Genomic DNA, 23,876 nt, shown 5'->3' with positions numbered 1-23,876 from the left:
CCGACCTGGATGCAAAAGACTTGTAATAAATATTGCTTAGCATCCGCGGCTGCGTGCATCCGCGGACCGGATCGCCACGTATCAAGGCGGACACATCAGTAAAGCCATTTCTCTCAATTCAAGAATTCCGCCATGAAATCCCGACCGAAGATCGCTCTTTTATCTCTACAGCTGACCGTGCTGGCGCTTGCTTGCCAGCAAGCGGCAGCAGGGGGCGATGCCGGCAGTGATGCCAATATAGAAGCCAACAAAGAAACCCAGACCCTGGCGCCGGTGCTGGTGATAGGCAACTATCTCAATGGCGTCGGCAGCTCGGACGCAGCTTCCCAAGGCGCGGTCAGCGCCCGCTTGATCGCGAGCCGCCCAACCTTAAGGCCGGCCGAACTGCTGGAATTTGTGCCCGGCGTGATCGTGACCCAGCACAGCGGCGGCGGCAAAGCTAACCAGTATTTCCTGCGGGGTTTCAACCTTGACCACGGCACCGACTTCGCCACCTTCGTCGACGGCATGCCGGTCAATATGCCGACCCATGCCCATGGCCATGGCTATAGCGATCTGAACTGGTTGATCCCGGAGGTCGTCAATCGCATCAGTTACAAGAAGGGTCCCTACTTTGCCGACGTGGGCGACTTTTCCTCGGCAGGTGCGGCCCGCTTCGAGTTGGCCGAGCGGATGGACGCCGGCCTGGCCGAGTTGACGCTGGGTCAGAACGGCTACCGGCGCGCCTTGCTGGCTAACTCGGTCGAACTGAGTGGCGGCGATCTGCTGTTTGCGCTGGAGGCCTCGCACAACAATGGCCCCTGGGAGAATCCGGAAAACCTGCGCCGCAAGAACGGCGTGCTGCGCTACAGCTTTGGCCCGGCCGAACAGCGCAGCAGCATCACCGCTATGGCCTATGAGGCGGACTGGAACTCCACCGACCAGATCCCGCTGCGTGCGGTACAGGCCGGCTTGGTCGGGCGCTTCGGCGCAGTTGACCCCAGCGACGGCGGGCATACTGCGCGCCAGAGCCTGTCCTTCGCCACCGAACGCAAGGGCGAAGACGGCGGCTTCAAGTTCAATGCCTATGCGATCAAGTCCCGGCTGGATTTGTTTTCCAACTTCACCTATTTTCTTGAGCACCCGGTCGACTTGGACCCCGGCCTCAAACATGGCGATCAATTCGAGCAGGCCGAGCGGCGCCAGGTCTACGGCCTGGCCGGCAGCCGCAGCTGGGACTTGAAAGTCGGAGGGCTGGAGACCAGCAACACCGTGGGCCTGCAGGTCCGCCACGACCGCCTTAACCCGGTCGGTCTGTATGAGTCGGTGGCGCGCGAACGCGTCGGCACGATCCAGCAAAGCCAGGTGCGCCAGACCTCGGTCGGCCTGTTGGCCGAGAACTCGACCCAATGGCTGCCTTGGCTGCGCAGCGTCGCCGGCTTGCGCTTTGATCAGTTGGCGCTCAATGTCAGCAGCTCGATTGCCGCGAATAGCGGCAGTGATCGAGCTCATCTGAGCAGCCCCAAGCTGTCGCTGATCTTCGGACCCTGGCAAAAGACCGAGGCCTTCGTCAACTACGGCCAGGGTTTTCATAGCAATGACGCACGCGGCGCGACCGCCCGTGTCTCCGCCAAGGAGAATTTGCCGGTCGACGCGGTACAGCCGCTGGTCAGGGCCAAGGGCAGCGAGCTGGGCCTGCGCAGCGAAATCATTCCGGGCCTGCAAAGCTCGCTGGCGCTGTGGCAGCTGAGCTTGGCGTCGGAGCTGGTATTTGTTGGCGACGCCGGCGAGACCGAGGCCAGCCGCGCCAGCCGGCGCAGCGGCATCGAATGGAACAATCACTACCAGGCGGCCTCGTGGCTGCTGCTGGACGCCGATGTGGCCCTGTCCCGGGCGCGTTACACCGAGTTCGATCCTGCCGGTGACCATGTGCCCGGCGCCATCAACCGCGTGCTCTCGGCCGGTGCCACGCTGAGCAACCTGGGCCCCTGGTCGGGCCAATTCCAGCTGCGCTACTTCGGCCCGCGTGCGCTGACCGAAGACAACAGCCAGCGCTCCAAGGCCACCACCTTGGCGCAGATGCGCATCGGCTACCGCATCAACGCCAACACCAGCTTGAACTTGGACGTCTTTAATCTATTCGCCAGCAAGGCCAGCGATATCGATTACTACTACGCCTCGCGCCTGAAAGGCGAGCCGGCTGCTGGGGTGCCCGACATCCACTTTCACCCGGTCGAGCCGCGCAGCCTGCGGCTGGGTTTGACGATGGGCTTCTGATCAGGCGCGCTTGCGCTGGGCGACCGCGCCCAGCAGGCCCAGCCCCGCCAGCAGCAGCGCGTAGCTGGCCGGCTCGGGCACGGCGGCGGCGATGGTGCCCAGGGCCAGGTCGTTGCCTGCCACCCAGGTGTAATCGCCGTTAGGCTGCACGGCGCTGACCTGAAAATACTCCAGATGGCTGCTCGACACAAAGCCATAGAAGCTGCCCGGCGTGGCGTTCTCCACAATCTTGATTTGCTCGACGCCGTCGGCATCAATCGCGTTGATGCGAATGGTTTGGCCGGCCTTGAAGTTGCCCATCTCATCGCTGCCGAAGAAGAAGCCACCGGCACCGTTGACCTTCTCTGAGAAGTAGCCGAAGGTCAGATAGTCGGCCGCCCGGTCGGTCGACAACCATTGATCAGCGCTGCTGCCGGAGGTGTAGAGATCGGTGTAGTTGCCCGACTCTTCAACCGCCCATGCAGAGTAGTAATGCTCGCCGGCCTGCCGATTGACGGATTGGCCGATTACCGCCCAGGGCAAGTCTTCAAAGTTGTCGACCCCGGGCGCGCTGATGGCGGCCATATAGGCCGCTTGGTTGTTGAAGAAGGTCAGATCGGCCTTGGCCTGGCCGCTGCCCGCGAGGATGGCCGCGACGGCCAGTGCCCGTAGCGTGAAGTAGTTATTGCTGCGCATTGTCATGTCCTTGAAGATGAAGCTTGAGTTCGTAGCACTGCTCATTTGATTTCGCAGCGACCCATCGAGGCGCCGGCCTTGACCTTGGCCGCAAACTCGACAGGGAAGGCGGTCGCCGTCGTCACGCCGCCGGCGCAGACAAAGGCCTGCTTCAGGTCCACATACCAGGTGGCGCCGACGCCGGTCAGTCCGCCGACCAGGGTGTTGCCTTGGCTGCTGATGGCGCCGGGGTTGTCCATGCCGTATTTCTCCGCCTCGACCACGCCTTGCTTGCGGAAGAACTCGTTCAAGCCGATCCAGCCCGCATCCTCAACCCACATAAAGCCGGCGAAGCTGGTGAAGAAGCTGCCGACCCGCGAGATCAGCACCCGGCCATCGTCGCTGATGCCGTTGAGGTTGTGCCCCGGCAAGCCAAAGTTGGCTTCCACCCAGGCCGCACCCTCGACCTTGCAGTGATCGATGCCGTCCCAGCTGCTAAAAGGAAAGTCGGTGCAGTACTTGGGGCCGCTGATGTTGCGGAAGGCCTCGGGGCCGGTCCCTAGCAGCGCATTCCATAGCAGCACGCCGCGGTCGGTAGCGAGCGGCACGCGGCTGCCGTCGGCATTGATGACTTCGGCCGCTGTGGCGCCCGTCAAGGCAGTCAGGTCAATCGGATCGCCTTCATTGACCCAGGCGAAGGCATTGGTGTAATTGCCCTGCCCGACCACCACCGCACCATTGCCGGCCACCGCCGAGGCCCGTAGCCAGGGTAAAAATGGCGCATTGATCCCGCGCAGACTGAGTGCGCGGCCACCCTTGTCGGCCGTCCACAAATAGGGGTGGACATCCAGACCCGTATTGCTGTCCCAGTCGAATTGGTCGCAGCTGCCGTCCGGCAAGGTCTTGGTGCTGCCTGCCACGGCCGCGCTGCCGTCGCTGTTCAGGCCCCAGCCGTAACTGCTGGCGTAACCGCCCTGGCCGCCGACGCCGCAGCTGTCGCTCAAGGCGCCCAGCGGGGTCAATGCCTGCGTGTTCAGGTTGTAGAGTGCCATCTGCTTGATCAGATAGGGCTCGCCGCCCCAGGGGTCTGCTTGCCATTGCCCGTCGAAGTTAGCCTCCACCATCATCTGGCTGCCGTCATGCGTGATGGCGCTATTGCCCGATGAATTCAGGTTCAGCTCTTGCGGCAGCAAGCTCAGGCCGGTTTTGGCATCCCAGAAGAAGGGCAGGTAGCCGCCCACTTGTCCGCCGCCGCGCTGGCCGTCGGCCGACAGGCTGGAGATATAGCCCGAGGTCAGGAAGCTGTACTGCACGCCATCGGTGTGGCCGTTGAAGATGAAGTCGGCAGTCTTGCTGACGCCGGCCTCGACCTTGATCGCGTTGGCCAGGCAAGGAGCGTCGTTGATCGGGTCATTCGACTCGGCTTGGTTCCAATACTCGGCCTGCGAGATCAGCATGGCTGGCTGTGTCGGGTAGCCGCCGCGGGTGATTTCCTCGGTGTAGAGCAGATAGCTTTCGCCCGCTTTCAGGTTGTTGATGCGAAAGCGCCCATCGGGCCCGAGCAGGCCTTGGGTCTGGTCGCCCGTCATCACCGAGACCGCATCACCGAGCGGGTCTTTGACATTGCGCGCGATGATGTTGACGCCACTGAAGCCGGTATGGCCGTCTTTGAGCGTCAGCGTGCCGGAGATCGAGCCGGTCTTGGCCAGATAGTCGGCGCTCGGGTAGAGGTTGGAGATGCCGGCAATGTCATCCGGGCGGTCCACCGTGCTCATCTCGTAGCCGGCCGAGCGGCCTTTGGCCACATTGGTCGGGTCGATGAAGGGGAACATGGTCTCGATGTTCTTCGGGTCGATATGGCTGGTGTTGGGGCCATACAGCCAATGGTGCACCGGTGCCACGCAGCCGGCCACGCCGGGGTAGAGGTCGCGGCTATAGCCGGTCTGGCTCAGATAGGCGAGCTGGCCATTGGTCTGCGAATGCGACAGATTGATCGCGTGGCCGAATTCATGCGTGAAGATGCCGGCATAACGCGTGCCGTTGACGTCGGCCGGCGGCTGGCTGCGCTGGCCGGGTGGTGGCGTTTCATGGCTGACCATATAGCCGTTCATCACGGCGGTGGCCTTGACGATGGTCTCGGGGAAGCCGTCGCCGTCACGGTCTTCGGCGATCTCGGGCATCGCAATGCCCAAGACCTGATCCTTGGGCACGCCGAAGTACTCTTCCAGCACCTTGCCGTCCACGTCATAGATCACATAGAAGCCACCTTCGTTGTACTTGCCATAGACCAAGTTGGCGGTGGCGCCGTCCTTCACGTCAACGCCGATGCTGGGCACGGCACTGAACGGCGTGAACTTGGCCGGGTCGGTCTCTGCACGCCAGGTCGAGGTGGCGACCGAACTCCATTGCTTCAGCGCAAAGGCGGTGATGTTGTTGGCCTGCGCTTCGCTCAGAAAAATGCTGTCGTCGTTCTTGCGGCTGAAGGCGCCGATGTCGGTATAGACCTTGATCGCGCCTTGGGACGTGTCCCAGCGCAGCGGCTGCAGATTGGCCGGGTTGTTGTTCAGGTAGAGCGGGCCGGCGGCGTTGGCGCTGGCAGCGGCCAAGGCGAGGCAGGCGCCGAGGGTGGTGAGTTTGAAGTTCGTATTCATCAGCGCATTGCTCCGGTGGCAATCCAGTTGTTCTTCACCGCACGGCTGACCAGCCCTTGCAGCACATTGATGTCGACAGCGCCCGAAGGCTTGCTCAACATGGCGGTCTCGGGCGCACGCAGCAGGCCGCGGGTGATCACCTGCACGCCGTCGAACAGGCCGGAGTTGTTGAAGCTATTGCTGGCCTTGTTGCCGTTGATGCTGAACTTGCCCTGGGCCAGGCCGACGGGAGTGCTCAAGCCCGTCACCGAGGCGGGTTTGTTCATGAAAGTCATCACGCGTTCGCCCACCGCCCAGGTCGGCATGCCCTCGATCTTGGCCGGCAGCAGGTAGCGGCCGTCGGCCATCTTGCGGGCCTTCAGCAGGCCGAATTGGCGAAAGGTGTAGCTGCTCTTGGGGGCGAGGTCCCTTTTGACGCTGCCGGCGACCTTGAGCGTGACTTCGGTGTAGGGCACGCCGTCCTGGATGCCGTCCTTGACCGAGGTCACTTCGCCGCTGACGATCAGCTCGGCCTTGTCAATCATCTGGCTGAGGTTTTGCGGCGGCAGCTGAGTCGCATGCACAGCGGGTGCGCAGGCCAGCAGCGCGGCCAACAAACTGTGCCGGGGCCGCAAAGCAGCTGTCAGCCGGCGGCCACTGACGGGCGAAATGGAATTGAGTTGCATCGAATCTGACTCCTTGAAAGTCGGGGTGATGGGCTGGCATAGGGAGGGCCCAGCGATTCAGAAAGTTCTGATGATTGCCAGCGTAGCGATGAACAGCCCCAACGCCTCCCCCCCGCGAAGGGTGGCGCGGGAATACCTTGAATGGGTAAACCCGTGGCGCTTTAGGGGCTGATGAGGGGGCTGATAAGGGGCTGACCGGAGGCTGACGGCTGACCTGCCTGGCACCATAGAGGTGGGTGATTAGGGGCAAGTTAAGCCAGCGTGAGGCCAAGATTAGGCCGAGCTCCCGAGGCGGGCCGGCGCCGACGGCTCGGCCTGCTTTTACACTGCTGTCATGAGGTTCTATCTAGATGACGCGCAACTGCAGCCGCTTGAGGACGGCCTGCAACAGGCGTCGGCGCAAGAGCGCGGCGCGCGCCTGGTCGAACTCGCCTGGCATTTGCGCCAGCGCGACAGTGCTCGAGCGCTGGTGCTATTGGCCGAAGCCGATGGTTTGGCCCCACCCATGGCGCTCGATTTGCAGGCCCGTGCCGCCCTGACCGCTTGTGAAGTCGCCACGCTGTTTTGTCGGCTCGACGCGGCCGAAGCTCATTTGTCGCGTGCCAAAAGCCTGCTCGCTGGCGGCACCCGGGCTCAGGGCGGCCTTGACTATGCGGCGCTGGGCGACGCTCAATTGGCCGAGGCCTTGCTGGCCAAGGTGCAGGTGCAACATCAACGCGAGCAGCATGCGCTGCAAGCCAGCATTGCGCTTTTCTCCCAGAGCGGTGATGCCCAGCGCCAGGCCATCGCCAAAGCTTGGCAGGGCTACGAGCTTGCATTCACCCAAGCGAGCAGTTCTTTGGCGCTAGATCGGCCGGCCGATACGGCGGCGCTGGCCTGGTGGACGGCCGCACAGGCCCTGGCGCAGAGTCGGCGCGTGCCGGCCGAGGCGGCCGAACTGTTCTTGCAAGCCAGCGACTTGGCGCGCGCCAGCGGGCAGTTGCGCCTGACCATCATTTGCACCATCAACTCGGCCTCGACCGTGCAGGGTCTGGGCGACTTTGATGAGGCCTCGAGCCGGTTTTCCAACGCGCTGATGCTGGCGAATCGATGCGCCTGGCCGATTCTGGTCGGTGCCAGCAAAACCGGGGTGGGGCGTTTGCTGCGCGAACTGGGCCAGTTGGGCGAGAGTCGAGCGGTGCTGATGGAGGCCCAGCTGGCGCTGGGCGCGGCGCCGGCTGGCCACAACGCGGCCAATGCCAGCGGCGAGTTGGCGCAGACGCTATTGGCTGCGGGCCAGGCAGCCGAGGCGGTGGGCCCCATTGCCGAGGCGATGAGCATCTATAGGCGCGGGGGAGCCGGCGGCAGCATCGCTCTGAACTTGATCTTTCAGGCGCGTATTCTGTCGGCCGCCGGGCAGCCCGATGCGGCTTTGGCCGCGCTGGCCGAATCCGAGGCTTTGATCGAAAAACTATGTCTGCCCGCAATCCGGGTGGCCGTCAACGATGCCTTGGCCGAGGTGCACCGGCGCTACCCCAAAATGCTGCCGCCGCCCGGCATGAGCGCCCCCAATGCGGCCATTCACTATGCCGAGGCAACGCTGCAGAGTGGCGCCATGATAGACAGCTGGCAAGCGCCGGCCGTGCTGTACATCGCCTTGGCCGATGACTGGGAAGCGGCGGGCAATATTGCGCGCGCCTACGACTACGCCCGCAAGGCCTTGGCCGCCAAGGCTCGCGAAGCCACGCTGACCCTGGCCCACCCGCTGGCCGTCTTGCGCCTGCGTTTGCAGCAAGACCTGGAGGGCGATGACGGCGAGGAGGCGGAGTTGCAAGACCCCGTGACGCCGGTGGCCTCCGAGAAGCTGCTGACCCCGAAGGAGCGCGAGATCTTGGCCCTGCTGGCTCGCAACTATTCCAACAAAGAAATCGCCAACGCCTTATTGGTCAGCAGCGAGACCGTCAAATGGCATTTGAAGGCGCTCTACACCAAGCTTGAGGCGGCCTCGCGCAAGCATGCGGTGACCAGGGCGCGGACCCTGGGCATGCTGGGGCGGACCTAGGCCTGGCACCAGCCGCCGGCCAAAGCCATCCAGGCCGCGCAGCCCTCCTGCTGCGCCTGCCGGGCCCAGCAAAGGGCGCCGCCCTGCCGAAGCTGCGCCGCGCAGCAGCACGCGCAGCGCCTTTGTCCTACGCGCAAGCGGCACCCTGTCCCTCGCCCAACTCCTTGAAGCGGATCTAGGCTCAAGCACATCGGCTTGGCCGACCCATCAAGGAGACACCCTCATGAGCGAAAAATCCGCCAGCGTTCTTTGGACCGGCGCCGGCAACGCAGGCTTGGGCCAGGTCAGCACCGAGTCCGGCGCCCTGCAGGACTTCCCCTACGGCTTCGCCAGCCGCTTCGGCGACGATAGACGCGGCAGCAACCCCGAGGAGTTGCTGGGGGCGGCGCATGCCGCTTGCTTCACGATGGCGTTTTCCTTCGCCTGCGAGAAGGCCGGTTTTGCCACCGCCACGGTCGACACCCGGGCGCATGTGCGCTTGTCGGCCCAGGGCGAAGGCTTCGTGATCGACCGCATCGCCTTGACCTTGAAGGCCGCCGTGCCCGGCCTGGATGAGGCCCGGTTCCAGGAAATTGCGGCCGCCGCCAAGCGTGACTGCCCGCTGTCCAAGGCCTTGGGCAGCGTGCCCGAGATCAGCTTGCAGGCGACTCTCGAAGCCGCGTCATAGACCTTCGACAGCCCTGGCGTATTCCGCTCCTCTGAACAAGCCATCTTCACCAAGCAAGGAAAACTCATGAACCCGTCCGAAAATCCGCACTCGAGCCCGGCAGCGCCAGCCGCCGTCGATGAAGACCTGATCGCTCAAGCCCGTCCGGGCGAGGGCATCCCGTCGCAAGACACCAGTCTGTCGGCCCAACTGCCGCTGAAGGGCGAGGATGCTGAACGAGAGGCCAACTCGGCCTGGGTAGGCGGTGCCGCGATTGCCGGTGCCGCCACCGGGGCCGCTGTTGGCGTCACCGTGGCCGGGCCGGTCGGCGTGGTGGTCGGCGCAACGCTGGGCCTGGTGGCTGGCGCGTTGGGTGGCGCCGCCGCCGGGAGTACGGCAGTCGAGCATGCCGACCCCGTCGCCAAGGTCGCCGCCGCCAACAAGGCGGCGCCAGGCTGAATGCTGGCCTGGCTGAGCCCCTCGGGGGGCGGACGACGAAGTTCTTAGGCCTGGGCGCGCTGTTCCATGAACTCGACCCTGCTCCCGTGCCTCAGCTCCGCACCGGCATCACATGAATACCGGCCGGGTCCAGCTCCAGCAGCAAGACCTGACCCACCCGCCAGCCCGACTGCCTGAGTTGGCGCGTGCCGATGTCGAGGTGCACATGAGCCTTGGCCGAGCCCTGCACGGCCAGCTTCAGCGTCGAGGTTTCGCCCAGGCTGCGCAACTCGATCAGCTCGGCCGCGACCAGATTGACGACCGGGGTGGCCGGAGCCGCCGTGTGACATTGGATGAACTCCCCGCTGATGACCCAACGCACCGGCGTGCCGTCTTCGATGCGGCCCTTGTCGATGATTTGCAGCTGCGGCACCCCTTCGCCGTCGCTCTTGCCTTCCCCCCATTTCAAAACTGCTCCGCCGCTACTTTGTTTGCGAAACAGGCCGCTGTGAATGTCGCGCAAGCCCACGAGTGCCGCCACGCGAGCATTGCGCGGCCGAGCCAGCACTTGCTCGGGCGGGCCGTCCTGCAAAGCGGTGCCGGCCTCCAGGATGCACAGGCGGTCGGCCAAGAGGCGGGCTTCGCGCAAATCATGTGTGACCATGATGATGGGCAGGGTCAGCCGCTCACGCAGCTTGACCAGCTCCTCCCACAAGGCGTAACGGGTGGGCTGATCGACGGCGGAAAATGCCTCGTCCAGCAGCAGCAACTGGGGCTTGCGGGCCAGTGCTCGCGCCAAGGCCACGCGCTGGCGCTGGCCACCGGACAGTTGCTCGGGCCGGCGCTCGGCCAGGCCGTCGAGCTGCATATCGGCGAGCAGTTGCAGCGCATGCTCGCGTCGCTCCTTCCTGGCGCCAGCGCCGCTGCCGCCAGGGATGGCCAGGCTGACATTGTCCAGCGCGCTCAGATGCGGGAACAAGGCGTAATGTTGAAACACCATGCCCACGCCGCGCCGCTCGGCCGGTACATCAATGCCGCGCTCGCTGTCGAACCATAGTTGCTCGCCCAGGCTGATGCGCCCGCTGTTGACGGGCAGGAGGCCGGCCAGCGCACGCAGCACACTGGTCTTGCCGCTGCCCGAGGGCCCGACCAGCGCAAGTAACTCGCCATTCGCGCAGTGCAAATTGAGATCCAGCGGGATCGCCCCGGCTTGATGCAGACTCGCTTGCAGCATCGCTTCAGCCCTTCCGGCGGCTAAAAAATCGACGCGCCGCCCCGAGTTTCTTTGCTCCCCCTTGGGGGGGCGGACGCTGCCAGGCAGCGGCCTTGGGGGCGCTCATACGCTGCCGACTCAGCCAGCCGCTGGCCAACAGCGTCAACAGCGACACCGCCAGCAGCGTCGCCGACATCGCGCCCGCCGCCTGCATATCAAAGGCCTGCACGCGGTCATAGATGGCGATCGAGATCGTGCGCGTCTGGCCGGCAATATTGCCGCCCACCATCAGCACCACGCCAAACTCGCCCAGCGTGTGCGCTGCCGTCATGATCAGGCCACTCAAGATGCCGCGCCAGGCCAGCGGCAGCTCGATCAGCGTCAGGGTGCGCCAATTTGAGAGCCCGCAAGTGCGGGCGGCATCGAACAGCTCGGCCGGGATCGCTTCGAAAGCGCGCTGCATCGGCATCACCGCGAACGGGATGTTGAACAGCAGGCTGGCCAGCAGCAGACCCTCAAAGGAAAAGGCCAGCGTGCGCCCGCTCAGGCCCTGGTACCAAGCGCCCAGCGCCGAGCCGCCGCCCAGCCAGATCAGCAAATAAAAGCCCAGCACCGTCGGCGGCAGGACCAGCGGCAGCGCCAAAGCAGCTTCCGCCAGCGCCCTCAGCGGATGCTGGCTGCGCGCCAACCAGCGGCCCGCGAAGACGCCCAGTGGCAAAAGAATCAGCGCCGTGGCCAGCGCCAGCAAGGCCGACAAGCGCAATGCGGTCCAATCCACTCAGCGCTCCTGGGCCGTCGGCAGTGGTGGCAGCTCGAAGCCGTGGCGCTGCAGAATTGCCCGCGCTGGCGGCGTCTGCAAAAAGCCATAGAACTCGCGGGCCACCGGCCCGGCCCGCTGCGTCAGCACCATGCGCTGGCGCAGCGGCTGATGCAGGGCCGCGGGCAGCAGCACATAGCTGCCGGCGCGGGCGAAGTTGGGCGACAAGGCCAGCGAGTAGGCAAAGATGCCGCCCTCGGTCGAACCCGACACGGCGAACTGCGCCGCTTGCGAGACGTTCTCACCCAGCACCAGTTTGGGCGCCATGGCGGGCCACAAGCCAACGCTTTGCAGCGCCTGCTTGGCGGCCCGACCATAGGGCGCATGTTCAGGGTTGGCGATGGCGAATTTGCGCAACCGGCCGTCGCTCAGCGCCGAACGCAGGTCATTCAAGCTGGCATCCGGCTTCAGCGGCGATCCGGTCGGCACAAACAAGACCAGCCGGCCGGTGCCGTAGAGTTGCCCCCGGTCGGGGCTGAGACCTTGCTCGGCCAGTTTGAACACAAGGTCTTCGTCGGCCGACAAGAACAGCTGAAACGGCGCGCCTTGCACGATCTGAGTGTAGAAATTGCCCGATGAGCCGTAGCTCAGGCGCAGGCTTTGGCCGCTCTGCAGCTTGAAGGCCTCGGCCGCCTCGTCGAGCGCGAACTTGAGGTCGGAGGCGGCGGCGATATTGGGCGGTTCTTGGGCGCCGACCGCCGTTGCAAGCCAAAGCAAGCCGCTGACCCACCATTTCTTCTTCATATCTCGGCGTCCTTGTCGCATTTGGGGGAAATGGTAAGCCAATGCCGGCGCCGTGCTCGCTCGGCTAGACTTCGTCGCGCCTTTGATCGACTCCAATTCCTGCCAGCATGACGACATATTTACACGCAGCAAATTCCAGCATCCCTTGCCGGCCCAGGCCGATCGGTGCCGTCCGCGCTTGGCGGCGTTTGGTTGTTGGATTGACGGCCATGCTTTTGAGCGCGGCACTTTGCGCCGAAACTGCGCCTAAGCGCTGTAGCTATGTCAAATTGAGTCAGCTGCCGCTGCAATCACTGCCGGGTGGCCCTTATGTTGAAGCCAGCGTGAACGGCAAGGCAGCCAAGTTTCTGGTTGACACAGGGGGCTTCAAAACCAGTATCGCAACTTCCTTTGCCGAGCGAATCGGCTTGCCAATGCGTCACTCATCTGCCGCAGGCGCCGGCGTGGGCGGTGTGGCCCAGTTCTACACCGCGCTGGTGGATGAATTCGCGATTGGTTCGATACGCGGCAAACAGATGCGCATGGCGGTGCTTGATCATGCCGGTTCGATCGAGAATTACGGCGGAATAATAGGCGCTGACTTCTTATTTCAGCGGGATCTCGAGCTTGTGTTGGCCGAGAGTAGCTTGCGCTTCTTTCACCCGGTCGACTGCGCCGATGCCTTTCTCGCCTATTGGGACAAGGAGGCCGATTTTGTGCCCCTGGAGTCCGGCAATCCCAACGATGCGCGGCCGATGGTGACGGTCAGCCTGAACGGCAAAACATTACTGGCTTTGCTGGATACCGGGGCTTCGATCACCATCGTCGACGGCGCAGCCGCCAAGGCCGTGGGCGTGAGCGCAGAAAGCCTTGCCGGCAGCGAGCAGATTTCTCTTGCCGGTATCGGCGCGCGGGCGGTCACGGCCAGACTGGGCAGTTTTGACAGTTTTTCCATCGGGGGAGAAACGGTTCAGCGGCCAAAGATCTGGGTTGCCGACTTGAACCAGAACCATCAAATCGACAACAACACGATGGCGACGGCCGAATTCATCAGCAAAGGCCCGAAAGTCATTTTGGGGACCGACTTTCTGAAGGCGCATCGCCTGCTCTTCGCCAACAGTCAAAACAGGCTCTACTTCAGCTACCTGGGCGGCCATCTCTTTGCCAAGGCGAGCAAGAACCCAAGTGCCGAGTAGCCGGCTCAAGGCGCAGCAGTTGACCGCGCCAGCACCTCGCGTTGCCATAGCGCGGGCAGCTTCTTGACCTCCCAGGCCCAGACAAAGGGCTTGATCACGCGGGCGTTTTTGTACTGGGCGCTGTCGAGCAGACGCTGCCGCAAGGAATCGGGCAATTGCAGATGCTCGATGCGGATCGGTCTGGCGAAGCCCTGGGCCAGATTGAGTTGACCGGCGTCGCTGAAGATGTACTCACGCGCCAATTCGGCCGCATGGGGGTGGGGTGCATGCCGATTGAGCACGGTGGTGTAGCCGCTGGTGACCGAGCCGTCGGCAGGGATCAGCACCGCGTAATCTGAGGGTTTGGGCAGCTTGTCGCGCTGGGACAGGGCCAGAAAATCCCACATCAGAAACACATCAACTCCGGCCTGCTCAGGGCGGGCGGGGCCGGGATTCCTGAGCACCAAGCGGCCTTGTTGAGCCAGCTTGGCAAACTGTTGCAGGGCCGGCTGCAGATTGCTTTCGTCGCCGCCCAGCGCGATCGCCGCCGCCAACACGCTGGCGCTGGACTGAGCCGAAGAGCCGACCTCGCCGATGCCGACGCTGTAGCGGCCCTCGAACAGCTCTTGCCAGCTGTGCGGGATGCGCCCGCCGGTGCGTCTTGTGTTGACCAGGAAGGCGATGGTGCCGGTATAGGCCAGCGCCCAATAGCCGTCTTGGTCTTTGGCCCAGGCGGGAATTTGAGCCCACTGCGCCGGCTTGTGCGGCCGGCTGATGCCGCGCCCGCGGGCGATCGCCCCATATTCGAAGCCCACATCGCCGATGTCCGGGCTGGCCTGCGCGCCTTCGGCCGCCATCCGGCTGATGATGACGGCGCTGTTCATGTTCTCGTCCTCATGTTTGATGCCGTAGAGGCGCTTCAGGTCGGCCCAAGTGCTGCGCCAATTGGCCCAGGTGTCCGGCATGCCGGCGCTGCGCAAACGGCCTTCTTTGCTGGCCGCTGCGGCCAAGCCCGATAGATCCTGAGGCTCGCTTGGGGCCGGGATGGCTTCTGCAGCGCCGACGGCTTGGCAGCAGGCCAAAGCCACGGAGATCAGCAGGCAGCGAAGCGCAATCATGGTCAGCGGAGCTTGGTGCGGCGATGAAACCTGCAGCGTAGCAGTTCAAACCGGTCTGATGCAGCGCATTTCCCCTAGCGCAGCGCTTCGTCCGCGCCAGCGTCGATAATCGCTGTCTTGTCCCTTCCGACCGCGCGTTCCTGTCTCTTTGCGCTCCAGCCCATGTCGAATCTGATTATTCACGGTGGTACGCCTTTGGCGGGCCGCATCATCCCCTCTGCCAATAAGAACGCGGTCTTGCCGATTTTGTGCGCCACCTTGCTGACGGCCGAGCCGGTGCGCCTGCGTGGCGTCACCGAGATCACCGACGTGAAGAAGATCCTTGAGGTCTTCCGCAGCCTGGGCAGCTCGGTCGAAATCGATTACGCGACCGGTGTGCTGGATGTACACCACCGCAACACCCACTTCGACGCCGCCAAGGACAGGCTGCCCGAGGAAATGCGCTCCAGCATCATGCTGGTGCCGGGGCTGATGGCGCGTTTCGGCGCCGCCCGCATCGAGGACGATGTGACCGGCTGCACGCTGGGCGTGCGCGAAATCGACCCGCATGTGGAGGTGTTCCAGCGTTTCGGCGCGGCGGTCGAGCGGCACAGCGACGGCCTGGTGCTGCATGTCGCCGGCCAACTGCAGGCGAATGACCACTGGACCGATTACGCCTCGGTCACCACGACCGAGAACTTTGTGCTCTGCGCGGCGCTGGCGAACGGCCGCTCGACGCTGATGAATGCGGCTTCGGAGCCGCATGTGCAGGAGTTCTGCGCCTTTTTGCAGATGCTCGGAGCCAAGATTGAAGGTCAGGGCACTTCCAAGCTGACGATTCACGGCGTTGAGCGCCTGGGTGGCGGCGAATTCACCTTTGCCGAAGACTTCCACGAGATCGTTACCTTTTTGGCGCTGGGCGCCATCACCGGCGGCCAGGTGGAAGTGCGTAACTCCGTGCCCGAGCAGTTCCCGCTGATCGACCGAACCTTTGCCAAGTTTGGCGTCGAGATCGTGCATGAGAACGGCTGGTCACGCTCGGTCACGCATGGCCCGCTCAAGGTCAAGGAGCCCTTCACCCGCAACATCTTGCAAAAGGTCGAGGCGGCGCCCTGGCCGTATTTGCCGGTCGACCTGCTGCCGATTTTTGTCGCACTGGGCGTGCGCGCCGAAGGCAGTGTGATGTTCTGGAACAAGATCTATGACGGCGCGATGGGCTGGACCTCGGAGCTGAGCAAGTTCGGCGGCCATGCCTTCCTGTCCGACCCGCACCGCATGGTCACCTTCGGTGGCAAGCCGCTGCACGCGGCCGAGGTCGAGAGCCCTTACATCATCCGCGTGGCGATCGCGCTGCTGATGGTGGCGGCCAGCATTCCCGGCCGCTCGGTGATCCGCAACGCGACGCCGATCCGGCGCGCGCATCCGCGCTTTGTCGAAAACATCTGCACGCTGGGTGCTCGTATCGAGTGGGTTGAAGGCGACTGATGAAATTGGCTTCGTGGTGGCGAGCAGCGGCCTCGCTGGCCCTGGCTTTTGCGGGTGCTCTGCCAGCTGTTACTGCACGCGCTCAGCCTGTGCCCGAGGTCTTGACCTGGTTGGTGCGCGATGTGCCGCCCTATTTCAGCTACCCCGGCGGCAAAGCGCCGCGGCAGCCCGAGGACCTGGCCAACGGCGAGATCGATGGCTTCTTGCGCCTGCTGATCAAGCAGATGCCGCAATACCGGCATGAGTTTCTTGACGCCGGCTTTCCGCGCTTCGAGGCGATGGTTCGGCAAGGCCAAGCGCTGTGTTCGCCCTTGCATGTGGTGACGCCGGAGCGCCTGGACTGGCTCTACTTCACCCAGGTGCATCCACCGCTGTTGACGCGCCAAGTCCACCTGATTGTGCGGCGCGAAGATTTGCCCAAGTTCGAGCCCTTCGGCCCGGTGCCGGCCTTGGCCGAGGTCTTGCAGCACAGTGACTTGATCGGCCTGCTGCCTCGGGACCGCTCCTTTGGCGTCAAGATCGATCCCTTGCTGAAGGAGCGCGGTGAGTTCGCGCCGAAAACCGTGGTGGCCGGCCGCAGCATGCATTTGCTGGCAATGCTGCGGGCCGGCCGCATGGACTACACCTTGGAATACCCGGCCACCGTCGATGAATATCTGCGCAGCAGCAGCGCAGGGCCTGAACTCGTCAAATTGCCGGTGGCCGAGAGCCGCAGCGCCGCAGCGGCCACCTTTGCCTGCAGCCGCAACCCGCAGGGCCGCAAGATGATCGAGGCGATAGACCTCGCCGTGCGAAAACTCGCGCAAGATCCACGCCGCGACGACTGGATTCGTGTCTGGCGCGGCGAGCATATGGACGCGCTGGAGCGCTTGCGCCTGAAGCGCTATATGGACGAGCGCGCCAAGGGCGGCGCGCAGATCGAATGACCCGTGCGCGCAGCCCCGAGTTGCCGCTGCGCGACGGCGTCGGCGCCAGCGCCGTGGCTCTGCCGCAAACCGGACCTTGGGGCCTGATGCTGGACTTTTTGGACCAGCGCATGCCGGCGGTGACGCGGCAGGTTTGGCTGGCGCGGATGCAAAACGCCAGCGTCTTCGGCGAGCAAGGGCAGGTCTTGCTGCCTGAGGCCCGCTTTCAAGGCGGCGGGCGGATTTTTTACTACCGCGAGCTGGCCGCTGAAAGCGCTATCCCCTTCACCGAGCGGATTGTTTTTCAAGACGACAGGCTCTTGGTGGCCGACAAGCCGCATTTCCTGCCGGTGACGCCGGGAGGGCGCTATGTGCGCGAGACCTTGCTGACCCGGCTCAAGCAGCGCACCGGCCTGCAGCATCTGAGCCCGGCCCATCGCATCGACCGCGAGACTGCCGGTCTGGTGATGTTCACCGTGCAGCCGCAGGACCGCGGCGCGTATCAGAACCTGTTTCGTGACCGGCTGGTCACCAAGGTCTACCAGGCAATCGCTCCATTTCGCCCTGAATTGCAGCTGCCCCTGACTCGCCGCAGCCGCATGCAGGAGAGCGCGGCGGCCTTTATGCAGTCGATCGAGGTGGCCGGTGAGGTCAATGCCGAGACAAGAGTCGAGTTGCTGGAGCGCTTGAGCGGCAACGCCAATTTGGCGCGTTATGCCCTGCACCCCAGCACCGGCCAGCGCCATCAGCTGCGCGTGCACATGAACGCACTGGGCCTGCCGATTGTGGGCGACAGCATCTACCCCGAGCTCTTGCCCTACGCCAAAGATGAGGCCGCCGCCGACTTCAGCCGACCCTTGCAGTTGCTGGCCAAAGAGCTGCGCTTCATGGACCCGCTGAGCGGGCAGCCGCGCCATTTCGAGAGCAAGCTGCGGCTGACCGCCGGGGTGTAGTTGGCGCTCAGGCGGCCAGCAAGTCCTTCAGCGCCAATCGGGCGCCCAAGGTTTGCATGCAGGCCTGCGCCAGCTCTCGGCCTTTCTTGACGAAATGCTCGCTGAAGTAACGCCTGTGCTCATCATGCTCATGAAAGTGGTGGGGCGTCAGCACGGCCGAGAACACCGGCACGCCGCTGTCCAGCTGCACACGCATCAGGCCGTCAATGACCGCCGTGGCGACAAAGTCATGACGGTAGATGCCGCCGTCGACAACCAGGCCGCAAGCCAGGATCGCATCGAAGCGTCCGCTGGCGGCCAGCGTCTGCGCATGCAGTGGGATTTCGAAGGCGCCGGGCACCTCGAAGCAATCGATCCGGTCGGGCGGCAGGCCATGGGCCTGCAACTCGGCCAGACAGGCCTCGCGGGACTGGCCGACGATGTCGGCATGCCAGCCCGCCGAAATGATGGCGATGCGGGTGGACGGCGCATGGGCCGCAAAACGGCCCAGATGGCCGCCGGGATTGCTGATATTGCTATTGAATCGCTGATTCATGGTGGACCTCTGAAGGTGTTGACACATAAATCAGGGCAAGCGCGCGAAGGCGAACGCAGCGGCTGCGCGCCTTCTTCCTTTAGAAAGCCGGCGCGCGGTCGCTGTGATCATCGCGATCTCTTTCATCCGGACTGTGACCGTCGGCTCTGGCATCGCACCAGATCTGCTGACCCCGCGCAGAAGTATTGACACCTCGTTGCGGGCGCTCGCGGGCTCATGGACCTAAGCCCACATACCGCCGGTGGGGAATTACACCCCGCCCTGAGAACGCTGCCTCATCTTGCGACGAGGCCCGGCGATTCTAGAAGATGGTTCAGCCCTTGCCTCAGAACTTGTAAAGCAGCTGAGCGCTGAACATCTCGGCCTGGCTGCCATAGACCTTGCCCCAAAGATAGGCCATTTGCAGCTCCAAACCTTGATCCGCGTTGCCCAGCGGCAGCGCCCAGCGCAGGGTCGGCCCGGCACGGTGGGACTGGCGATCCGCCGCCGTCCAATCGGCCCAGTTGCCCAACTCCCCGAAGCCCTGCACCCCAAGCCGAAGACCGGCTTGCAAGCGCCGCAGGGCCTGCCATTGGTACTTCATTTGCGTGCCTTTGGATTTGCCCCAATCATGATCGAGGAAGACATTGAAGTTCAGCTGCGTCAGCCCCCACTCGGTCTGCAAGGTCGGCCCAAATTCCAATGCCGTGCTGTTTTTGCCCCCCGGGTTGTGGTTGCGAATCAGCTGCGCATGCAGGGCCAGGTCAAAAGCCTGCTGGCCCTGGGTCAGCAAAAAGCTGTTCTGCCAATTGGTCGAGCTGAGTTTCTTGTCGCCACCCGAGGTGCCGATATAGCTGAGCAATAGCTCGCTGGTCCAGCGGCTGTTGAGCCCGTAGCGCAGCCCGATCTCGGGCCACAGCACTGCCTCCTCGTCGGGGGGCTTGACCGTCCAATAGCGTGCGTCGAGGCTCAGCTGGCCGGGCTGGCTGTAGGGCGTGACGACGTAGTAGCCAGGGTCGGCGATGGCGAGCGCCGGCAGCAGACCAAGGCAAGCTAGCGCCAGACCGCATTTGCGCTTGGTGCCTAAAGTCTGGGGAGTCATGGCCAGATCTTAGCCCCGCAACAGCGCGGCAAGCGCCTGCGCGTCCAGCACCGTGGCTTCTTCCTGCCCCTCCAGAATGCCATCGGCCAAGCCGCGTTTGTCGCGGTGCAGGTCGATGATGCGCTCCTCGACCGAGCCGGCCGTCACCAACCGGTAGACCGTCACCGGGCGCTTTTGGCCCATGCGGTGGGCTCTTCCTGTGGCCTGGTCTTCGGCGGCCGGGTTCCACCAGGGGTCGACGATCAAGACATAGTCGGCCATGGTCAGGTTGAGGCCAAAGCCGCCGGCCTTCAGGCTGATCAAAAAGACCTCGCCCTCGCCGCGCTGAAAGGCCGCCACGCGCTTCGTGCGCTCGGCTGCCGGCGTGCTGCCGTCCAGGTATTGGTACTTGACCCCCATGCTGTCGAGCCGCTCGGCCAGGATCTTCAAGAAGTCGGTGAACTGGCTGAACACCAAGGCCTTGTGCGAACCATCGACCAACTCGCGCACGATGCGCTCGAACTCGCCTAACTTCGAACCCACCAGCCCCAGCTCCGGCGCCACCAGACGCGGATCACAAGCGGCGCGGCGCAACCGCATCAGCTCGGCCAGCACCTGCATAGGCGCGGCTTGACCATTCTTGGCGGCGCTGGCCACCGCGTCTTGCGCCGAGCGGCGCAACGCTTCCAGAAAGCTCTTCTCTTCGCTGCTGGGCTGCACCAGATGAACGATCTCGGTGCGGGCCGGCAGGTCTTGCAAGACCTGCGTTTTGGTCCGGCGCAGCAAAAACGGCGAGACCAGGCGGCGCAGGCGCTGGCGGGCTGGCGCGTCCTGGTGCTTCTCGATCGGCGTGGCGAAGCGCTCGCTGAACTGCGCCGCGCTGCCCAGCAGGCCCGGGTTGATCAGATTCATGATGGACCACAGATCGGCCAGCCGGTTCTCGACCGGCGTGCCCGACAGCGCCAGGCGGAAATCGGCCTTGAACTCGGCCACCGATTTGGCGCGCTTGGTGGCGGCGTTCTTGAGCGCCTGCGCCTCGTCCATCACCAGCGTGGCCCATTGCTTGTTGGCGAACAAATCGCCATCGATCTGTGCCAGGGCATAACTGACTACCAGTACGTCGCCGGGGCCGGCCGCCGCGATCAGGCCGGCACGGTCAGCATCCTCGCCGTAGACCGTGGCGCCCAGGCCGGGCGCGAAAGTGGCAGCTTCTTCCAGCCAGTTGCCGCAGACCGAGGTCGGTGCCAGCACCAGGGCCGGACCCAGCTCGGCGCGGTCTATCAACAGGGCCAAGGTCTGCACCGTCTTGCCCAGGCCCATATCGTCGGCCAGGCAAGCGCCCAGGCCGGCTCGCGCCAGCCGCGTCATCCAGGCGAAACCCTCCATCTGATAGCTGCGCAACTCGGCTCGCAGGCCCGGCGGTAATGCGGGCTGCAAGGCCGCCGCGCCGGCCAGCGCGTCCATGCGCACATGCCAAGACTTGTCGCCGTCCACCTCCATATCGACCAAGGTCTCGTCCAGCCAGCTGGCCACCGCATGGGGCAGCTGCAGCTGGTCTTTCTTGAGCTGGCCGAGCGCATCGAGGTCGCGCAGCTGTTGGCGCAGCTGTTCGCTCAGCGCCAGATACTCGCCCTCGCCCAGGCGCACAAAACGGCTGCGCGAGGCGCGTGCCAACGTCAGCAGCTCCTGCAAGCCGATCACGCGGCCTTCATCCAGCTGTGCTTCGCCGTTCAACCCCAGCCAGTCGCGCCCGCTGCTGACCTGCACCGTCAGGCTCTGGCTGGCCACCGGCGTCACGCGCAGCGGTTTGCCCTTGGGCCAATCGAGTGCGGCAATGCCGGGCAGGCCGGGCAAGACCTCGACCGCGCGCAGCGCTTCTTCCGCATCGGCCAGCATCCAGGGTGACTCCGGCCCCAGTTCGGGGTCGAGAAAAGGCAGGGCGTCGAGCACCGTCAGGCGCGCCGCATGCTCGGCGGCCAGATCGCGCTCGGTGGCCAGGCTGACGCCCTCATGCATGCACATCAGGCGCGCGCGCCCCTGGCCCGGCGTGACGGCGGGCCCGAAGCCGCCGAAGGGTTGCGCCACCAATTGCAGCTGCAGGCCGTCGCCGAGCGGGAACAGGCGCGCGTGCAAGCGGCTGTCGCCGGCCACCATCTGGCCGGCCTCGGCATCGCTGTGCAGCTGGAACAGGCCGCTCAGCACTTGCAGCGCCGCGCCTAACTCGGCCGTTGCGCTGATCGGCACTGCCCAGCCCTGCGCCACCAGCTCGGCGACGCGCCGCTGCGCGTTGCTGATGCGGATCAGCCGCGCGCGCTGCGGGCCGTCGCGCAAAATGCGCAGCGAGTCGCGCCGGGCACTTTCAGCTTCATGGTTGCTGCCGAAATAACCGAACAAGCGCGGCGGCTCGACGCCGACCAGCGCCGGGTGAATGCGGAACTCGAACTGCTCTTCGCCGGTGTCTTGGCCCGACGCGTCCTTGCGCGGGCGCTTGAGCACCTCCAGCTCGGGCTGCGCCTCGACCAGTTCGACCCATTGGCCAGGCGCGTCGGCAAACATCAGCGCCGGGTGGCCAATCAGCGCCACCGCCGCCTGCGGGCCATCGATCTGAAAGCTGTTGATACCGCCATACGGGCTGCGTTCGATATGGCGCAGCACCGCGTTGTCGCGCGCGTCTGCAGCGCCGCTCTTCTTCAGCTTGGTCAAGGTGATGGGCTTGAGCTTGGCAACTCCGCGAGCGCTCACGCTGCGCTCCAGCGGCTCCACATCCTGTACCCGGCCCTGCGCATCCAGCGTGAGCTGCCAGGCCAGCTCGGTCGTGCTGCCGGCCGGCTTGGTGATGGCCTTCTCGTCACCCAGCGAGGTGATGGCGGCGAGCGCGTCGCGCCAGGCCTCACGCGGCGCAGTCAAAAAGCTCGCCGGCGCTTTTTGACCCTGCAAATTAAGCGCTATTGGCCCCATCTCCAAGCGCTCGGCGGCGGCCGCCAGCCAGCTGGCCAGCCAGAGCTGGCCGTTGCTCTGCAGGCGCTGCAGCAGTGCCTGCAAGGCTGGGGCTTCCCAGCCCGGCGCCGGCTTGCCGGCCCAGGCCGCCAGCAGCACGCGCTCGGCCGCAGGCCCCAGACTGTGCTCGCGCGATTCCAGCGCCGGCAAATAGGCGAGGCAGTTCTCGTCCAGGCTGTCTTCGCCCAGACGGGTGCCGATCACATGGGCCCAGCGGCCCCAGCCTTCATAGGCCGAGGGGCTGCGTGAGCCCGATTCGCCGATGCAGAATTTGCGCGCAGCGGTCCAGGCTTTGGGATCATCCTGCGCCAGCAGGCACATCACATAGATGCGCGCCATGTCGGGGTCCAGCGCGTCGCGGCGCGCGCCGGTGGCCTTGCGAATATCTTTGATGGCCGCTTCAAAGGCTATAACCGCCGGCGCCCACTCACCGCGCGCGGCCAGCTCGGCGCCATCAAACATCGCCATGCTGGGGCCACTCAAGCCTTGCAGCAAATCGCGCATGCCCGCGAAATCAAGCGCCTGCACGCGTGCCTCGGCCAGTTGCGCGCGCAAGCCCGGCGCCACCGACAGCGGCTCGGCCTTGAAGCGGCCTTCCAGCCAACGTGACATCAGCTGGGCGCGCGGGTCGGTCGTGGCCAGCAAGCTCATCGCCTGGCCCAGCAAGCCGGCGCGCAGGTCGGCCGCCATGCGGTCCAGCATCAGTGGCATCCAGGGCTGGGTCAGCGCGTCCAGCAAGAGCATGGGGTCGCCATGCAACTCCATCAGCGGGCCCTTGAGGCTTTTCTCAAAGTCGGCCCGGCTGACGCCGGAAAAGATATACAGGCGCAACATCGCCAGCATCTCGGCGCGCGAGCGAAAGCTGATCCAGCCGATTTCGCGTCGCACATCACCATAGCCGCCGCCCAAGACCCAGGCCAGTCGGCGCCAATAGCTCGGCAATTGCGGTGATTCTTCGCGCAGCAGCAGGATCTGCAGGCGGTCGCTGTGTTCACGCGGATCCAGCACAAAGCCATGGCCCGGCAGTTGCTCGACCAAACCACGGCGCAGCAGGGACTGCAGACACTGCGTCGTTTGGCTCAGTTCAAACGGCAGGCCGCGCGCCCGGTCGACGGCGCCGCTGGCCTGCAGCCATTGCTGCACACCCTGCGCACCGCGTGTGCCGCCGCTGAGCAGCAGCGCGTCAAACACCTGCTGCTCATCGTCGGCATGCAAGGGCGGAGGCGCCGCCGTCTTGGCGCCGCCGTTTGGGGCGGGCTTGCTGCTCATCATGTCGGCCTTGACTTGGCGCGCTTTGGCCAGCAACTCGTCCTTGTTCTGAGACGACAGACCACCAAGCGCGCTCAGCTTGCTGAGCGCTGCGAGACTGGCGAGTTGCGAGTCGAGGTCGAGAGGAGGAGTTTTTTTGGCCATGGGGCAGTGCGGGTTGAAGCGCGGAGTATGCCTACAAGTGCAGCCTGCGCGCCCTGCGGCCGGCAGCGGCTCTGCAATGTGATGCAAGTCACGCGGTCAGCCATTGATCCCGACTTAGCATCAAATGCTCACACAAAGCCGGTAATGCTCAC

General features: G+C 64.7%; 18 protein-coding genes and 1 riboswitch. Of the genes, 8 read left to right on the top strand and 10 right to left on the bottom strand.

Annotated elements, in window-relative coordinates; translation table 11 throughout:
• The first annotated feature begins 132 nt into the window (after window positions 1–132).
• Window positions 133–2,256 (top strand): TonB-dependent receptor, encoded by a 2,124-nt coding sequence (locus LNV09_RS00235; protein ID WP_263555063.1) that lies wholly within the window; start codon window positions 133–135, stop codon window positions 2,254–2,256.
• Here the strand turns inward: LNV09_RS00235 and LNV09_RS00230 are convergent, their stop codons facing one another.
• The 3 genes from LNV09_RS00230 to LNV09_RS00220 are packed head-to-tail and all read right to left on the bottom strand — an operon-like array spanning window position 2,257 to window position 6,226.
• Complete coding sequence (locus LNV09_RS00230; protein ID WP_263555062.1) at window positions 2,257–2,931, bottom strand: PEP-CTERM sorting domain-containing protein; 675 nt, start codon at window positions 2,929–2,931, stop codon at window positions 2,257–2,259.
• Between the two features lie 41 nt (window positions 2,932–2,972).
• Window positions 2,973–5,561 carry a hypothetical protein gene (locus LNV09_RS00225; RefSeq protein WP_263555061.1) on the bottom strand — a complete coding sequence of 863 codons (2,589 nt, stop codon included), beginning with the start codon at window positions 5,559–5,561 and terminating at the stop codon, window positions 2,973–2,975.
• Complete coding sequence (locus tag LNV09_RS00220; protein WP_263555060.1) at window positions 5,561–6,226, bottom strand: hypothetical protein; 666 nt, start codon at window positions 6,224–6,226, stop codon at window positions 5,561–5,563. The genes LNV09_RS00225 and LNV09_RS00220 overlap by 1 nt, the downstream gene beginning before the upstream one ends.
• 334 nt (window positions 6,227–6,560) lie before the next feature.
• On the opposite strand from LNV09_RS00220, the gene LNV09_RS24780 reads away from it, so the two are divergent.
• From LNV09_RS24780 to LNV09_RS00205, 3 genes are all read left to right on the top strand, one after another.
• The gene (locus LNV09_RS24780; RefSeq protein ID WP_263555059.1) at window positions 6,561–8,267 is read left to right on the top strand and encodes a helix-turn-helix domain-containing protein; all 1,707 of its coding nucleotides are present in this window, start codon (window positions 6,561–6,563) and stop codon (window positions 8,265–8,267) included.
• A 223-nt stretch (window positions 8,268–8,490) separates the two neighbouring features.
• Window positions 8,491–8,934: an OsmC family peroxiredoxin gene (locus LNV09_RS00210; protein ID WP_263555058.1), complete on the top strand. Its 444-nt coding sequence runs from the start codon at window positions 8,491–8,493 to the stop codon at window positions 8,932–8,934.
• Window positions 8,935–9,000: 66 nt separating this feature from the next.
• A complete protein-coding gene (locus LNV09_RS00205) occupies window positions 9,001–9,372 on the top strand; it encodes a bacteriocin (RefSeq protein ID WP_263555057.1) in 372 nt (123 codons plus the stop codon).
• Window positions 9,373–9,463: 91 nt separating this feature from the next.
• On the opposite strand, the gene LNV09_RS00200 is transcribed toward LNV09_RS00205, so the two are convergent.
• From LNV09_RS00200 to modA, 3 genes are read right to left on the bottom strand one after another with little or no spacing between them, the layout of a single operon-like run.
• Window positions 9,464–10,585, bottom strand: a complete 1,122-nt coding sequence (locus LNV09_RS00200; protein ID WP_263555056.1) for an ABC transporter ATP-binding protein — start codon at window positions 10,583–10,585, stop codon at window positions 9,464–9,466.
• 4 nt (window positions 10,586–10,589) lie between these two features.
• On the bottom strand, window positions 10,590–11,342 hold the full coding sequence (gene modB, locus LNV09_RS00195; RefSeq protein WP_263555055.1) for a molybdate ABC transporter permease subunit: 753 nt from the start codon (window positions 11,340–11,342) through the stop codon (window positions 10,590–10,592).
• Window positions 11,343–12,125 (bottom strand): molybdate ABC transporter substrate-binding protein, encoded by a 783-nt coding sequence (modA, locus tag LNV09_RS00190; RefSeq protein ID WP_263555054.1) that lies wholly within the window; start codon window positions 12,123–12,125, stop codon window positions 11,343–11,345. It abuts the gene before it with no gap.
• A 107-nt stretch (window positions 12,126–12,232) separates the two neighbouring features.
• Here modA and LNV09_RS00185 point away from each other — a divergent pair, with 107 nt between their 5' ends.
• Complete coding sequence (locus LNV09_RS00185; protein WP_263555053.1) at window positions 12,233–13,300, top strand: retropepsin-like aspartic protease; 1,068 nt, start codon at window positions 12,233–12,235, stop codon at window positions 13,298–13,300.
• A 5-nt stretch (window positions 13,301–13,305) separates the two neighbouring features.
• Here the strand turns inward: LNV09_RS00185 and LNV09_RS00180 are convergent, their stop codons facing one another.
• The gene (locus LNV09_RS00180) at window positions 13,306–14,397 is read right to left on the bottom strand and encodes an extracellular solute-binding protein (RefSeq protein ID WP_263555052.1); all 1,092 of its coding nucleotides are present in this window, start codon (window positions 14,395–14,397) and stop codon (window positions 13,306–13,308) included.
• 162 nt (window positions 14,398–14,559) lie between these two features.
• Between LNV09_RS00180 and LNV09_RS00175 the strand changes: the two genes are divergently transcribed.
• The 3 genes from LNV09_RS00175 to LNV09_RS00165 are packed head-to-tail and all read left to right on the top strand — an operon-like array spanning window position 14,560 to window position 17,719.
• Window positions 14,560–15,861: a UDP-N-acetylglucosamine 1-carboxyvinyltransferase gene (locus LNV09_RS00175; RefSeq protein WP_263555051.1), complete on the top strand. Its 1,302-nt coding sequence runs from the start codon at window positions 14,560–14,562 to the stop codon at window positions 15,859–15,861.
• On the top strand, window positions 15,861–16,787 hold the full coding sequence (locus LNV09_RS00170) for a TIGR02285 family protein (protein WP_263555050.1): 927 nt from the start codon (window positions 15,861–15,863) through the stop codon (window positions 16,785–16,787). Before LNV09_RS00175 ends, LNV09_RS00170 begins: the two co-directional genes overlap by 1 nt.
• A complete protein-coding gene (locus LNV09_RS00165) occupies window positions 16,784–17,719 on the top strand; it encodes a pseudouridine synthase (RefSeq protein WP_263555049.1) in 936 nt (311 codons plus the stop codon). Before LNV09_RS00170 ends, LNV09_RS00165 begins: the two co-directional genes overlap by 4 nt.
• A gap of 7 nt (window positions 17,720–17,726) precedes the next feature.
• Here LNV09_RS00165 and LNV09_RS00160 read toward each other — a convergent pair whose 3' ends face one another.
• From LNV09_RS00160 to LNV09_RS00150, 3 genes are all read right to left on the bottom strand, one after another.
• Window positions 17,727–18,254: a 6,7-dimethyl-8-ribityllumazine synthase gene (locus LNV09_RS00160; RefSeq protein ID WP_263555048.1), complete on the bottom strand. Its 528-nt coding sequence runs from the start codon at window positions 18,252–18,254 to the stop codon at window positions 17,727–17,729.
• 110 nt (window positions 18,255–18,364) lie between these two features.
• A riboswitch (FMN riboswitch) is annotated at window positions 18,365–18,527 on the bottom strand.
• Window positions 18,528–18,579: 52 nt separating this feature from the next.
• Window positions 18,580–19,335 carry a hypothetical protein gene (locus tag LNV09_RS00155; RefSeq protein ID WP_263555047.1) on the bottom strand — a complete coding sequence of 252 codons (756 nt, stop codon included), beginning with the start codon at window positions 19,333–19,335 and terminating at the stop codon, window positions 18,580–18,582.
• 9 nt (window positions 19,336–19,344) lie between these two features.
• A complete protein-coding gene (locus LNV09_RS00150; protein ID WP_263555046.1) occupies window positions 19,345–23,724 on the bottom strand; it encodes a DEAD/DEAH box helicase in 4,380 nt (1,459 codons plus the stop codon).
• Window positions 23,725–23,876 lie beyond the last annotated feature (152 nt).

This window comes from Paucibacter sp. B2R-40 (genome assembly GCF_025717555.1).
GTDB lineage: Bacteria > Pseudomonadota > Gammaproteobacteria > Burkholderiales > Burkholderiaceae_C > Paucibacter_A.
Note: the sequence above shows the minus strand (reverse complement) of the source record. Positions and strands in the feature narration are given on the sequence as shown.